A 13,890-nucleotide genomic window follows, 5' to 3' on the forward strand; every position below is an offset into this window, starting at 1 on the left:
GTCATTCAGGGCTATTGCGCAAGACAGTCAACGATTCGATGGTCGTTCAATACGGATCGAGGGATATCTTGGTGTCTCAAGGGAGCTCTTTGTGTTGAATTCCAGCCAGGAACTCTTTGAGGCAGGTGTTACTGACGAAGTCGCGATCAGGCTCAGGGGGCCGGTTGATGTACAGGAACGCATCTTCCAAGAGCATGCGTATTCCTGGGTATCCGTGGTAGGCACCTTCAAAATTAGAGCAACAACCGGCACTACTGAAGATCTGCTGCTTGGAGAACTCTTCGCGCCTCTCGAAGTGCGCTCGTTGAGGTTGCCATTAGAAGTGCGTCGTCATAGCTTCGATGACGTGATTCTTGATCTTGAGGACATCAAATAGCATATGACTCTGCTCAGCATTACTGGCCACTACGGCCCGCGCGCTCGGCGTGCCCTCACCTAGGCGCAAGGCCTCGAACAAATAAACATGCCGCATGTCCTCCACGGCGATTCAGCCTTTCTCAGCAGTGTCCGCACCATCGTCAACTCTGTCATGAACCTCTGATTTCCTCATGCGTGTTCCAGGGCGCAAGTGAGACGCGGCACGTCGCCAACACGCAGTCGTACTGCAGCAGCGGATGCGCGCAGGAGCGCATCGCCATCCCCTCCAGCCCCAGCAGCGTCGCAAGGCCGTGCGCGTTCGTGCCGTCGATCAGGAATGACACCGTCGCTGTTTTTGCAGGTGTCTCCTCAATGATGCGCAAGCCATCGCTTGTTCAGAGCCTCCCTAGTTCAAGTCCTTAAGATCGAGGGCTGCTTCGTCAAAGGTCTCTCTTCTTCTGGGAATTGGCAATTGAAGGGCCCTGACCTCTGTTGGCAGATGCAGCTCGCCTATCAAAATGTCATCGGTAGTTCCGTTCTTCTCTTTGGTCTTGAACGTTCCAGTAACTGATACCCAAGAGTAACCGTGCTGATCGTACATTTGACGCTGCGAATCAAAAGGACCTCTAATCCTTACAAAAACTTCGTCGGTAACTCCTGCGTCAAAGAGCTCCTTGCTTGAGCTCAAAACAAAGAGTTGCGCCGAGACAACGAGGTAACCTTCAATTCTCACCTTGCGGCCGTCGAATGACGCTGGATCGGCTGCGAGCGCGCGGAACGATACTCGGCATACGCTCTCTTTTTGCTCTGATTCGCAGAGTTGCGGAGTGCCGCTTCTTGACGTGTCTGCGCATCCTGCCAGAGAGGTTGCGTAGAAAGCCAAAATAAGGAAGAAACGCACCATCACTTTAGCCCTCTGATTGACCGTTTTTGTTCAACTCTTACACACTTGAAGGAATGGATACATAGTGCGTTGAATTCCATCTCTCAGTTGAAGTCCGAACCACCCATCTTGGTTTTATCAATGTCGAGGCGCCGAACGTGCACCCCGACACCGAAATCAGTCTGTCTCCTCACGGGACGCTGGCGTGCCAGGACGAGGAGCTCACGGGCCATCAGGAGATTGAATTGTCGCCTGATCAGGCCGTCAGACTCGCCCAAGTGGCTGACGCGGACAAGATTCCCTAGACGTCCTACGGCAGTCGCTACATCACTGCGATCCGTAGAGTGGCACTGCCTCAACCCACACCACCGAGCCAGATCATCGCGAAGGTGCAGATGATGCAGCCCACAAGAATCAGGAAAAATGTCTGCAGCGTGCCGGCAATCATGTTCCTGCCCAATAGATAATGCCTCCATGTGAACTCAGGCTCTCGCTTGGGCGCATGCTGTTCTTTCAACGTGGCCTCCTGGCCTAAGTGCCTTTGTTACGGCGTGGCATGTATTGCCCAGATAGACTAAGCCTCTGGAGCAGCCACAGCTACTCGCATTTCAAGACCGACATGCCCATACCTCGTGACCTTCCGTCGCAACCTCGCAAACTTCCTCGCCAGGCGCGCTCGATCAGCACCGTGGACGCCATCCTTGAAGCAGCAGCCCGTCTGCTCGAGCAGCAGAAGTTCCATGCGTTCAGTACGAACGCGATTGCGGCCCTCGCGGGTGTCAGCACTGGCTCGCTGTATCAGTACTACCCGGACAAGGAGGCTGTCCTGCGAGCGCTGGTCATCAGGGAAGTGCAGGGCAGGGTGGATCACGCAGTGGAAGCAATGCAGCAGCACACAGGTCCCGGCGTCGTCATGGCTGGGGTCGCTGCGGCGCTTGCCCATGCGCAAGAGAGGCCAGCGCTGACGACGCAACTCGCATTCGCGGAACCCATGATCCTCGCTGCACCGCACGACAGCGCTCTCACCACGGGTCTCTTCGTTGCGCTGGAACAAGCGATCCAGCGAGACCACGGGGTATCGGCACAGCTCGCCACTGACCTGGCCCACGATGTCCTGGGCATCTGCAAGGGCATGCTGCTCTCGGCGGCTGCCCGAAACTCCGTCAGTTCTGCCGACCTTGCCAAGAAGATCAGCGTTGCCGTTGGTTCCTATCTGGATGCGATAACCAAATCATGAAGGAAGAACAGGCGGTCTGACAAAGCCGCACGCGCCCGACGCACTGTTTCCTAGCGGTCTCAAGCGTCGGGAAGCGTCCCGTCGGCGCGCTCCCGGAGCCGGCTCGGAATCGTTACGGAGCCAGGTAAGTTAGAACCTTCAGCAGGGTTCGTGGGGCACGTCGCGCCAGCCCCCCTCGATGCGCCTGAAGCGATTACCTGAAATACATCGCTCACCCGGCCGCAATGGCGCCGGAGCGTATTCCGGGATGCTCAGCCTGATTGTTCGCGGACGGATGGCCTCTGCATCCCGCGCCAGCTCAGTGTTTAGCCGTGCCATTTCTCGGTCGAACTGTGCCTGTTCGGATTTCGTCATTGGACGCATCAGTTCGGCTGTGATGGCTGCCGCTTGCCGCCTAGCGTTCCACTCAATGAGTCCCATTGCTATTGCGACCGCTGCCGCCACCCCTAGGCAGATTCCTAGCCATGGAATCTCCGGTCGATTTCGATAGGTTGAATTGGAGCTGGAACGCTCCCTGAAATGCACTTCCGCCATGTCTTGTTTGCCAAACGTCGGCTCGTGCCGTTCGCGTTCCATACCATCCCCAAATCGTGTCCCGGTTCGCATTGTAAGGGTGTGTAGGGCAGGGTCCCTACGGCAAAAGCGTGACCCGCCCTGAAGTGGTTACCGCCCGCGGCTGATGCGCACCACAATGGAAGGCTGCTCGCTGCGGCCGCGGTCTTCTTTGCCTTATGGCATCGCGCAGATTGATCACGTTTGGTCTCCTGCAGGTGCCGGCCCGTGGAATCCATTGCACTTGGCGATGCGCGATGTTGCAGGTCACCGACCGCCGGGCCATGTCAGAGGGCCCAGGCTGTGACACTCGGCGACGTAAACATGTCCACCCTGAAAACCAGAACCGACCTGACGACATGGAAGGGACGCAAGAGCCGACCCAAAGCTCGATCCAGTGCCAGCCACAACTGAAAAAGGCTCCGACTTGACCCAGAATTGATCACGTATTCTTGGTACAAATCCATCGCGCTGCGCACGCAGAACGCCTGAAATCGCAGGAATTTCCTCCTGGAAAAGCGTGAAGTCCGTTGCGTGCTACGCATGCACCCAGGTGTTGTGCGCACCTATGCCTAAACGCAACACCCGGCGCTGCCTCTCCCTTTGGCCCTATCGCAACCGTTGCGCTCTGGCTGACCATGGACCGCGCAATTTGGCGCCACGAATTGCGGAACTTGGCCGACTGCTTGTCCAGGGAGGCCAGTGGATGATTGTTCTGCTGGCTGCGCTGGGCATCTCATTGAGCATCGGCCTGACTGCGTCGCCCATTGCGATCATGGGCAGTGCACCTGAAGAGAAAGCCGGGGCGGCCAATGCACTGGAAGCCACCCGCTACGACTTGGGTACGGGCCTGGGCATCACCGGATTTGGGCTGGTGCTGGCATCCAGCTACCGCAACGCCATCGAACTACCCGGCGGCCTTCCTGCCGGCATGGCAGCCAAGGCAACAGAATCCATCGGCGAAACCCTGGTCGCGGCGCAGGCGCTGGAGGGGGGCGGGGGTTGCCAGAGCCATTGCCGATGCTTAGCATCGCTGCAGCACGATCGACCAGGAAGCGCCTGGTTCCGGCAGAAGCTCCAAAGCTTGCGTAGCGTACGTGCGCGGTAGAGCGCGAGTTGGTAAAACGGACAAGGAAGCGCTCATGACACGGCAAATCACAAAACTCGTAATCGGCGCGGGCATCATGGCTATCGCGGCGCAAGTCGGGGCCAGCGAGTTTCTGATCGATATGCAGGGTGCAGCCGGAAAGCGTGTCAATGTGTACGCCAATGACGCGGCGACCGACCACACGCCGGTCGATGATGTCACGAATCCTGGCCCAGACCGGATCCGTCAGATTGATCTGACAATGGTCTATGAAGCGATCGACCAACCCCTATGGTTGGAATATCAACTCCAGTTCAAATGCCCCAAGCCGAGCAAACGCGGCCGTGGCGCGCCCAAGCACAAGGCTGATTCAACCGGGATGTTGGACACGCCGGATTCGGTGGAATTCCGGGTGGCCAGCGGCACAAAGTCCATGAAACAGGATCCGGCGATCATTGATCTCCAGCCCACCGATTGGCAAAGTACGAGCAGCCACACGATGCGACAGGCATGGAACGTAGCCTGCAACAGTGACAGCATTATCGGCGCCAAAGAAGCTGCGTCCATCAATCGTGTGGTTCTGTCCGACACATTGCGACCGAAACTGGCAGCCATTGGTTTGACTGGACTGGAACTGGTCCCCGATGGACTGTCGATGAGTTCCCTTGCCGACTTTACCTGGGAAAAGCTGTGGTCCGATGTGCCGAGGCCCGCGATCAATAACGGCCGCAAGCTGACGGCTGCAGAATCGGCAGCGCACAAGGCAAAATTGGTGCAAATGCAGCAACGCGTAACCGAAGCACAGGGGAGGGTGCAGGGCAATCTGGCGACGATTAAGGCCGATCTGGATTTTACTCAGACTGCCGCTGAGTACCGGGGAAAAAGGCGTTTAACGCGCAGTGAATCGCTCCTGATCCAGGTGTGGGCAGGTAAGACTGAGCAAGAGGTCGTCGCCGCGAACGGCAACGCATCTGTCCGTCAGGCCGGGATCGCGCGGACGCTCTCTTACGGGCAGTCCTTTGACAATCGCGTCATGTGGCAGAACCTCGCGACCGGCGCGACGTATGACGGCGGCGGCTATAAAAGCTGCAACGTCCGCTATGTGCTGATCCCGGACAGCGCCGGGATGCTGAGGGTTGCCGATGTGAATGTGTTCGGTGAAGCAAGTGGCGACACAAGAGGGATGCGTGGCGCCTGCACCGACATCTTGAACGTGCCAAACGGCTGAAATCATTGCCTATTTGTGAGCCGCGCTCATGCAAGCCGAAAGCTGGCGATACGCCAGCTGCAGCTGGACAACCTTTGAGCGGAACACCTCTTTCCCCTGAAACTGGATGGCGAGCTCATTGGTATCCGGCTTTTCCTGCACCGATTTCTTCACGTCGATGGTCAGCAACAACGCGCCACTGCTCTGGCCCGGCATGCTCACATGGGCGGCTTGGGCGTTCTGCGTGGGGTGGTTGGTAGATGACAGCGTGATCGGAACGATCTCGGTCTTTGTCACCGGGGGGATTGCCTCACTGATGAACCAAACGCCGCCCTGATCCTTTCGCGCCATCCCAGCGTCGGCGGGACCGCGAATCGAAAACGTGGAATCTGGCGTGATGAAATTAACGGAGCAGTGGTAACCGGTGTTGACGGGTTCGCGTACCAGCACCCAATTGCCCTCAACCCCTTTGTAGAAAGATTCGCTGAACATCGGCTTATCCGGATCCGCGCCGCCGAGCAACTCAGGGGCGACTTGAGCAACGCAGGGGCTGGTCCATGCGATTGCAACTACTACGCCGATCAGCCAATTCTTCATCTAAAAGCGCTCTCCATTCGTTGGTCCTCGACGTACGGTCTGGTGCAATTCCTGTCCTGGCCTTATGCAAGCGGCTAGGGGCTATAGCTTAGCTTCAACTTATCCGCGGCAGTTAGGCAGCCAGGCAAATAGGCAGAGCGCACAGGTTGGCCCGTCAGGAGCGTGCAAGCCGAGGATGGGGCTGGAACGCGCTGGCCAAGCCGGAGGCACCCAACACGCCATTTCGCATAATGTATATTATGTTCCGGAAGAGAAACAAGAACCGATACAAAGTTGTCCGCAGCTGTCCGCAGCACCCTACCGATGTCATCTGCTCCTTAACCATGACATGCCCCTTAATGATGTCATCCCCTAAGGAATGTGCTCTGCAAAATCAATAAGCTAGCCGACTCAAAGGCTCTTGCTGGCGAGGTCGGGCTTATTGGCGATTTCCCTTAATCGTGTCGTGATCCGATATCGTGTCATCGCCCCGCACCATCACGGCTTCTTCTTACTTCCAAGACTTGGCGGCTTGTCGTTAGTCCTATTTGATGTCCTTCGATGAGCGCCAAGCAAGCCGGCACTCCTATTTCGTGGCCTTGGATGAGCTCTTCTTAGCCCGCTTTTGGGTGCTTGTCTTCCGTAGATCAGGAGTCACCTGGCTTCGCCTAAGCGCAGCCTCTAGATCCGCTGGTAAGTTCTGGAGCTTGGCCAGCTGATCTTCTAGAGCTTCACATCTGCCACGCTGCTTGTCCGCCATCTGTATTGCCGCCGCGGTGGCTGAGCGCGCCTTTTCAAGGCTGTGCCGCATCTCTGTTTCAATCGACGCATTCCTTTTTACTGCGCTGGCAAGCTTCGTCTGCAATGTCTTGGCCTCTTGTCTAGCGCGATCGAGATCACCCAGCGCTCGATTTTCGACAGATCTGACGTGCTCAGCCAAGGTCTCGCGCTCGGATCTCGCCGATGCCTCGGTCTCTTGCAGCCTGTCGTAGAGAACCTGCCGTGAGGTCTCCACTTGCTCAAGTCGCTGAATAGCGGAAGTTCGCTGCCCAGCGAGTTCCGCAGCCTGCAGCTGAAGCTGATCGACCAAGCGCTGCAATTCCGTGGCCCGGGCGCAGGCTAGGCGTTCGGCGACAAGGGCCGCCTCCGACTTCGCATGGACAGCGCTCATCTCACCTGCAAGTGCTTGGGCCCGGACAAGGAGTTCCTCTTGTTTGAGTGTAAGCTCCTGGCGCACCTCGGAGAACTCAGCAAGGACGACATCACGCGCATGTTCTAGCGCCAACGCCCACCATTGCCCAGCAAGCTTCCCCACCACAGCCGGAGCGTCTTTCACGCTTGGCTTCTCAGGATGCAACCGACTTCCAAGGCTTAGCCACCAAGTCTCAAGCAAGCGGGTAACCGTGTTGGGGGAGCCCGTACCCAGATGGGCCCGAACGCGCTCCACTGTCGGGCGCTCACCCTTTGCGACTAGCGCGTCAGCGGCGCCGTGCACGTCTAGTTCCGTGATGCCGCGAGCCATTGAATAGTGTCCTGTGCGGGCGCCCTGCCCCGTTGATTCCGTACTAGTGATAAGTGATGATTATCGTGAGTACAGTGTTAAAACCATAGCGTACATTACATAGTATGAAAGATAATTCTACAAATCCTGTGCTTGCGGCGACGGCTACCGGCTTAGTACTGCCGGAACAGCTGGCCCGCCAAGCCGCCGACGCGGTCCGCGAACTGCTGGCCGAAGCGGCGGCCGAGAACACCACCCGCAGCTACACCAGCGCCCTGCGGTACTGGGCGGGCTGGCATGCGGCGCGCTACGGCATCGAGCTGGCTTTACCGGTACCCGAAGCCACCGTGCTGCAGTTCGTGGTCGATCACGTACAGCGCCGCTCAACCGACGGCGAATTGGCATGGGAACTGCCACCAGCCGTCGACCAAGCCTTGGTGACCGCCGGCCTTAAGGCCAAACTTGGCCCTTGGACCTTGGCCACAGTGCGCCATCGCGTTGCCGTGCTGTCCACGGCGCACCGACTCAAGCAAGTGACCAATCCCTGCGAGCAGCCGGCAATCCGCACCGTGCTCAGTCGCGCGGCGCGGGCCGCGGTCAAGCGCGGCGAGCGCCCACGCAAGAAGACTGCGATCACCCTGACCGAGCTGGAGGCCATATTGGCCACCTGCGACGATAGCCTGGAAGGAATTCGGGATCGCGCCCTACTCTGCTTCGGGTTCGCTAGTGGCGGCCGCCGGCGTAGCGAGATCGCCGCGGCCGACCTGCGCGACCTGCGCCGGATCGGCGAGGCGGGCTATATCTACCGGTTGGAGCACAGCAAGACCCAGCAGGCCGGGGTTACGGTCACCTCGACCCCAGATAAGCCGGTGCTCGATCGGGCCGCCCTCGCCCTCCAGGACTGGTTGGAGGCCTCAGGCCTCACCGAGGGGGCGATCTTCCGGCGGCTGTGGAAGCAACGCATCGGCCCCGCTCTCTCCCCGGCCGCCGTAGGCGAAATTGTGCAGCGACGGGCGCGCCTGGCCGGGTTGGAGGGGGATTTTGGTGGGCATAGTCTCAGGTCAGGCTTCGTGACTGAGGCAAGCCGCCAAGGGGTGGCACTGCCGGCGATCATGCAGTTGACCGAGCACCGGTCAGTGTCGAGTGTGGTGGGGTATTTCCAGGCCGGAGGAGCGACATCGAATCCCGCTGCACGTTTATTAGAAGATCAATAGAAATTGCGCAAAGACTAGGCTTGTACGTCCGCCATTCCAACTGATTGATCTTCTGAAAAAACTGCAGACAAGCGTTAGACGGCGCTCGGGACCTTGGCAACTCTGACGCACCCAGATGCGAATCTGTCGGCATGACTAGGCCCGCGCATCCGTATCGCCGGTTTCAGCTACCTCGCCGCCACCGACGAACACATTGACTTCGTTTTCAGCAACGATCGCCATGATCGCAGGCAGCCCATCTTCCCGAAGTCGAGACTCAAGTTTGGCAAGCAGCTCCTTGTCCAAGGCACTTGGAATCGCTCGGACACCTGGGGGATGGGAATGCCATTCGCCGATGTAGCCCACCATGCCCCTGGTCAGCGATGAAGCGTGTTCAACCAGTTCTGGCACCCCTGCCCTACCCCGAATGAAGCTGTCGGGGTGAGCCACGCTATCTAAGGGCGCCTCTCGCGCATCGACGATCGTTACCGTTCGCACCTTGTGGTCAAAGATGCCAAGCAACACACCACCCGTTTCCAGCGGCAAGCATGCCGACCTCATCGCGAGCATCTGGTCCTCAAGCCCTTCGTCCCACCTCACCTTCCAAGAATATCCTTCCAAGCTTCGAACCGGCCTGACTGCAATCGATGCGACACTCACCGCACCCGAGTTTTCATCATGGGTTCGAATTTCAATACGAGCATTTGGCTCCAAGACACCCTGCCTTAGGGCTCGGGAGAGTTGGGCGGCGTGGAGCTGAACTAGCTCATGTGACAAGACGAAGCTGTGATCACGACAACCGGCCCCGACACGGATCTGTCCTGCGGTGTGCAAATGCTTCTGCCCCCAAGGCTCGTGCAACAGAGCTCGATAATATTGCGCTTCTAACGCCGAGAGACGCATGCAGCGATGCTCATCCTCCAACATCAAGACAGATGCAAGCCCCGAATGCGTAAAGAACACGGATGCCGAGCGAGCGAGATCATGCTCAGACCAATCGCGCGGCACGGAGAGCGTTGTGGACGCGTCGACGAGCAATGCGCTTTCGCGCAGACAGCTTTCCACCTCAGAGGCATCAAAGTCACTTGCAGAAGCGTAAACAGCTTTAGCGAGAATCGGCCTCGCAAACACCGCATCAATCTTCCCGCGAATGACATCCACCTTCTTTAAGCCGATGTCGATGGCGTTAGCTTCGTGGCGAACGACATTGTGGGGAGCCACCTGATCTGGATCGATAAGGTTCCACCGCCCCCATTGCGAGCGAGCCCAAAGATTTGCGAGCGCGCTACCGAGTGATCCGACACCCGCCAATGTGCCCCGAAAGTCTGCCCTGCTGGCTTCTATGCCTGACATCGCCCGGGCTTGCATCATAGGAGGCGTTTGAAGGACCTCCAAAGGTGCCAGCTTGAAGGCACGGCCCTCCTCACTTAAAGCGGCCACATCACCGCCCAAAAGGTCGATGGCATAGGCCTTCGCGTTAGGGGCCGAGCGACCCAATACACCGAGCTCGATTCCAACATCTTCCCAAGGCGCGGCAACAGCGTAAGCCCGAGCGTCCCACCGATCTATTTTCCCATCTCGCAAACGTGGAATTCGCAATAGAAGAAGCAGCTGCAACTTGCATGCTGTTTTTTGATTTGCTACACGAGTAAGGCTTTTCAAGGCCTCGGAAAGGGCTGGCGACAAATCAGACCCCAAAGCCGTGAGCTGGTCGTCCAGGGCACCCAGCGTGGAGGGGCTTCGCTGAATAGGCTGATGGCCAATGGGCGGCAGATCTAAGACAGCAACTTGCCAGCGAGGCGCGCCGTCAGTTGCCTTGGTTCCCGCTAGCCAATAGCGTCTCTCCGCGCTTTCATCGGCAAGATTGAGATAAAGCCGCTCTTTCTTTTCGCCGTCCCAATCAGAGGGGAGAACCACTACGTCGCCGGAGCTATAGAAAAGCTGTTCTAATGCCTGGTCCTGAGCATGGATCGTTCCGTCGGCCGTAGAAGCAAGCCACCACAGCACTTTTCGGAGGTGCCGCTCTGCGGTCCACTGCCGTTCCTCGAAGCCCCAGCTCTCATAGAGACAAAGTGACGCGGGCTCTCCGTCTGGGACGCCGTTGAGATGGATGACGTCCGGAAAATCCGTGCGCAACGCCCTCACTTCGGCAGGCACCATCGAGCCGGGACAGAAGCTTAGACAGAGTCGCTCCCGAGGCCAAATTCCAGGCGAGTTCTGAGGAGCAACCGTGCCGTCGCCAACGTCTGCGACCACGCCAATATGCGGCACTGCGGCCTGGATCAGGCGCAACCCCACGACATCAAAGTGAGGGTGCGCCTCACAGGCGCGCAAGAGTGCGGCCAGTGCCGAACTCGCCAACTCTTCCGGGATGGCATTGATTGGCTCACCCCAGTTGATGTAGTTCGCCATCATCAGCCCGCACGCGGGGCAGCAGCCGCTGCAAGGCCTGCCGCGCCCGAACGCTGGGCTGCTCTGACCTTCGCCCCTCCGGCCGTGATCTCAATTTCAATCGGCTCCGGAGCCCACGTTTGCGGAGTCTCGCCGGTGCAAAGAAAGGTGCCAGCCTTACTTGCCAAAATCGCCTTGTATTCTCGCTTTGCGCGGGTGCACGGCGGATCGCTCTCATCGTCCTTGATGGGCTTGGAGCTTGAAATAATCTTAGCGCCAAAGCGCGCCTGGGACAGCGCATTTCGCGCGGAAGCGCTGACCACAGCCTCCTCTCCACATCCTGACCAGCTGTCACGCGAAAAGACATGCCACGAGCAGTGGTGAGGTGTTTCAAGGACGTCGTATTCGAGCACCTCGGGCGTGTCCTTATAGCGCTCCCACAGCCGCTCCCAGATCGCGACTTCTGCATCACCAGCGGTGAGAAAGCGACAACTGCTCTGGTTCAGCCCGCCTACGGAAGACGCCAGTTCCATGTTGAGGATCACACTGGAATGGTTCTTGGCGCGCAGGTCCACCTCCTCATCATCGTCGCAAACGAGCGACGGGGCCAGAAGCTGAGCACGGAAGTGGGCGTTCTCCATGCCATTGATGCGGCTAAAGTGGTCGCCGGAACGGACCAAGATCGCTTCAAGACCTTCGGTTTTTCCGCCTTTATCTTCGCCCATCAGCAGGATGCGGTCGCCCTCCAGGACAGCACCATCTCGGAAACTCTGAACGCGACGCTTTGCCTCGGTTCGGAAGGCCTTTGCGTCGTCGCAGAAGGTCATGATCTTCGAGGCACGACGGAAAACAATCGGTGAGGACCACATCTCACGGATGACGATCCTTTTCTCAGACTGCGGCTTCTCGTCGTCGGCGTAGCCGCTCAGAGGCCCCAGATGAAAGTGCTTTTGCAGCCCTGTGCAATGGTCCTTATCCGGGTGGCTCAGCAAAAAGACGTCCACATAGGGTCGCCCATTCGCGTCAATGGGAAGGCGAGCTCTGAGGTCAGCGGCGACGTCTCGGGCCTCATCATTGTTCGGGTCATCGGCACATTGCCGAATGTTGATGTCCACCAAGATGGTGCTATTGGCGAAATCGACCAAGCGCACCAGTGCCATGTCTCCATTGGCTACTGGGAAGAAGGTAATCGAAGCACTCATTGGGGTTCGCCTATCCTCTGACCACCAGATGTAGTGGCCCTCTTGAGATCGAACTATACTGAGTATTCGCGCTCTGTCAATGTCGTATACTGATTGGGCCGAATAGAAGGTTCCCCCGCATGAAAGAAGCCCAAGTAGCTCCCTCCCGCCGAGGCAGGTGGGGCCAAGACCGTCGATTGGAGTTCATTGACTCCCGCCTCTACTGGGAAGGTCGACTCAATCGCGCAGATCTAACGGATTTTTTCAGCATCTCGGTCCCCCAGGCCTCTCTGGACTTCGCTGAATACCAAGCCCGGGCCCCTGGCAACATGGCCTATGACCGGGGGGAGAAGGCCTATCTGGCAGCCGACGGGTTCGCACCGATCCTCACAGACGGCAGCAGCACCCGATACCTGGCCGAGCTCTATGCGCTGACGACAGCGGCAATCCCCGCTGATCTCAGCTTCCTGGGAGCTCTGCCTGCGTCGGATGTCGTGCGGCACCCTACTCGACTGGTGTCGGCCCCCTTGCTGCGCCAGGTGTTGCGGGCGATCAATACCCAAAATGCTCTTGAGATCACCTATCAGACGATCGCGCGGCCAGAGCCCGACCGGAGGGTAATCAGCCCGCATGCGCTCGCTTACGATGGGTATCGGTGGCACATTCGCGCGTATTGCCACAATCGCCGAAGCTTTCGGGACTTTCTCTTTGCCCGGATTTTGGAGTGTGAAGGGCCCAAGACCTGGCTACCGGTCAAGGTTCGGGACGAGGAATGGGAGACGCCTGTCACGATTGCGATCGGGCCCAATCCAGCGCTTGAGGAAGGTCGGCGCCGCGTGATCGCGCTGGACTACGGGATGACTGATGGGCGGCTGGACATCTCTACGCGCCTGTCGCTGGCCTTTTACTTGCTTAAACGCCTCGGACTGGACCGCCCCATAGGCGCACTCGCCCCCCACGAACAGCACATCACGTTGCTCAACCGGGCCGAGCTTGAGCCTGTCCTTCCCCAACTCAACCCACGCAATTCAACCGGCTAATCTTATGGCACGCTCGCACAAAGACTCCAATCGCCTAGCGCTGTTGTCGGCTTTGGCGAGCAACCTGCTTCTATACTACGCCCTTGCCCGTGGCTTGGATCTGGGAAAGATCAGCACTGGTGCGATGATGGGACACCTCAACCTGCTTCTGCCAGGTGGGCTGGCCATCGCCTTTACGAGCATAGTCAATGCACAACTGAACTCGCTGCATAAGGCAAGGATCGTCTTCTGGCGGTGGACGCATCCCCTTCCCGGCACGCGGGTGTTCACGGAGCTTGCCCCAGATGATCCCCGTATTGATCTAGATTCCTTGAACGCCCATTTGGCCCCGTTGCCGGTTGAACCTCGCCAACAGAACTCCCTCTGGTATCGCCTGTATCAAGAACAGCAAGACACTGCGGCCGTTAGTCACTTGGACCGAAATTGGCTCTTTGCCCGAGACTACTGCTGCGTCATCGCGCTCCTGGCACCGATCCTAATCGTCGCAGGTCTCTGGCAGCTCCCAAGTCTCAATGTCTACGCATCTCTCGTGGGCTTGTTGGTGTTTCAGTTCTTAGTCGCCCGGCAGGCGGCTAAGAACTACGCAGAACGGTTAGTCACCACGGTTGTCGCGCAAGCCTTGGCTAAACTCGCCGTGAAGCATGCTGGGAGTTGAGGCGTATGCCAACATGCCAGTGCCGCTGTC

The 13,890-nt window shown here is 58.4% G+C and carries 14 protein-coding genes; 7 read left to right on the forward strand and 7 right to left on the reverse strand.

Features of this window, described 5'->3' with window-relative positions:
* Positions 1–91: 91 nt before the first annotated feature.
* Positions 92–376 carry a hypothetical protein gene (locus tag ABRP17_RS00080; protein ID WP_349984224.1) on the forward strand — a complete coding sequence of 95 codons (285 nt, stop codon included), beginning with the start codon at positions 92–94 and terminating at the stop codon, positions 374–376.
* A 151-nt stretch (positions 377–527) separates the two neighbouring features.
* On the opposite strand, the gene ABRP17_RS00085 is transcribed toward ABRP17_RS00080, so the two are convergent.
* The 3 genes from ABRP17_RS00085 to ABRP17_RS00095 all read right to left on the reverse strand — a co-directional run bounded on the left by ABRP17_RS00085 (position 528) and on the right by ABRP17_RS00095 (position 1,757).
* Complete coding sequence (locus ABRP17_RS00085; protein ID WP_372486842.1) at positions 528–740, reverse strand: aminotransferase class V-fold PLP-dependent enzyme; 213 nt, start codon at positions 738–740, stop codon at positions 528–530.
* 23 nt (positions 741–763) lie between these two features.
* The gene (locus ABRP17_RS00090; RefSeq protein WP_349984223.1) at positions 764–1,261 is read right to left on the reverse strand and encodes a hypothetical protein; all 498 of its coding nucleotides are present in this window, start codon (positions 1,259–1,261) and stop codon (positions 764–766) included.
* 334 nt (positions 1,262–1,595) lie between these two features.
* Positions 1,596–1,757, reverse strand: a complete 162-nt coding sequence (locus ABRP17_RS00095) for a hypothetical protein (RefSeq protein ID WP_349984222.1) — start codon at positions 1,755–1,757, stop codon at positions 1,596–1,598.
* 171 nt (positions 1,758–1,928) lie between these two features.
* Between ABRP17_RS00095 and ABRP17_RS00100 the strand changes: the two genes are divergently transcribed.
* The 3 genes from ABRP17_RS00100 (at position 1,929) to ABRP17_RS00110 (ending at position 5,344) form a co-directional block, all read left to right on the forward strand.
* Positions 1,929–2,477: a helix-turn-helix domain-containing protein gene (locus tag ABRP17_RS00100; RefSeq protein WP_349984221.1), complete on the forward strand. Its 549-nt coding sequence runs from the start codon at positions 1,929–1,931 to the stop codon at positions 2,475–2,477.
* 1,258 nt (positions 2,478–3,735) lie between these two features.
* Positions 3,736–4,137 carry a hypothetical protein gene (locus ABRP17_RS00105; protein ID WP_349984220.1) on the forward strand — a complete coding sequence of 134 codons (402 nt, stop codon included), beginning with the start codon at positions 3,736–3,738 and terminating at the stop codon, positions 4,135–4,137.
* Between the two features lie 73 nt (positions 4,138–4,210).
* Positions 4,211–5,344 carry a hypothetical protein gene (locus ABRP17_RS00110; RefSeq protein ID WP_349984546.1) on the forward strand — a complete coding sequence of 378 codons (1,134 nt, stop codon included), beginning with the start codon at positions 4,211–4,213 and terminating at the stop codon, positions 5,342–5,344.
* A 9-nt stretch (positions 5,345–5,353) separates the two neighbouring features.
* On the opposite strand, the gene ABRP17_RS00115 is transcribed toward ABRP17_RS00110, so the two are convergent.
* The gene (locus ABRP17_RS00115) at positions 5,354–5,920 is read right to left on the reverse strand and encodes a hypothetical protein (protein WP_349984219.1); all 567 of its coding nucleotides are present in this window, start codon (positions 5,918–5,920) and stop codon (positions 5,354–5,356) included.
* Positions 5,921–6,485: 565 nt separating this feature from the next.
* A complete protein-coding gene (locus ABRP17_RS00120) occupies positions 6,486–7,421 on the reverse strand; it encodes a DNA-binding protein (RefSeq protein WP_349984218.1) in 936 nt (311 codons plus the stop codon).
* A 104-nt stretch (positions 7,422–7,525) separates the two neighbouring features.
* Between ABRP17_RS00120 and ABRP17_RS00125 the strand changes: the two genes are divergently transcribed.
* Entirely contained in the window at positions 7,526–8,614 is a 1,089-nt protein-coding gene (locus ABRP17_RS00125; protein ID WP_349984217.1) for a site-specific integrase, read from the forward strand.
* Between the two features lie 135 nt (positions 8,615–8,749).
* On the opposite strand, the gene ABRP17_RS00130 is transcribed toward ABRP17_RS00125, so the two are convergent.
* Entirely contained in the window at positions 8,750–11,008 is a 2,259-nt protein-coding gene (locus ABRP17_RS00130) for a Mov34/MPN/PAD-1 family protein (RefSeq protein WP_349984216.1), read from the reverse strand.
* Positions 11,008–12,186 carry a metallohydrolase gene (locus ABRP17_RS00135; protein WP_349984215.1) on the reverse strand — a complete coding sequence of 393 codons (1,179 nt, stop codon included), beginning with the start codon at positions 12,184–12,186 and terminating at the stop codon, positions 11,008–11,010. Before ABRP17_RS00135 ends, ABRP17_RS00130 begins: the two co-directional genes overlap by 1 nt.
* A gap of 176 nt (positions 12,187–12,362) precedes the next feature.
* Between ABRP17_RS00135 and ABRP17_RS00140 the strand changes: the two genes are divergently transcribed.
* Positions 12,363–13,205 carry a WYL domain-containing protein gene (locus ABRP17_RS00140; protein WP_349984214.1) on the forward strand — a complete coding sequence of 281 codons (843 nt, stop codon included), beginning with the start codon at positions 12,363–12,365 and terminating at the stop codon, positions 13,203–13,205.
* A 4-nt stretch (positions 13,206–13,209) separates the two neighbouring features.
* The gene (locus tag ABRP17_RS00145; RefSeq protein ID WP_068851964.1) at positions 13,210–13,860 is read left to right on the forward strand and encodes a hypothetical protein; all 651 of its coding nucleotides are present in this window, start codon (positions 13,210–13,212) and stop codon (positions 13,858–13,860) included.
* The last annotated feature ends 30 nt before the right edge of the window (positions 13,861–13,890 follow it).

The organism is Stenotrophomonas sp. WHRI 8082 (genome assembly GCF_040223995.2).
Taxonomy (GTDB): Bacteria; Pseudomonadota; Gammaproteobacteria; order Xanthomonadales; family Xanthomonadaceae; genus Stenotrophomonas.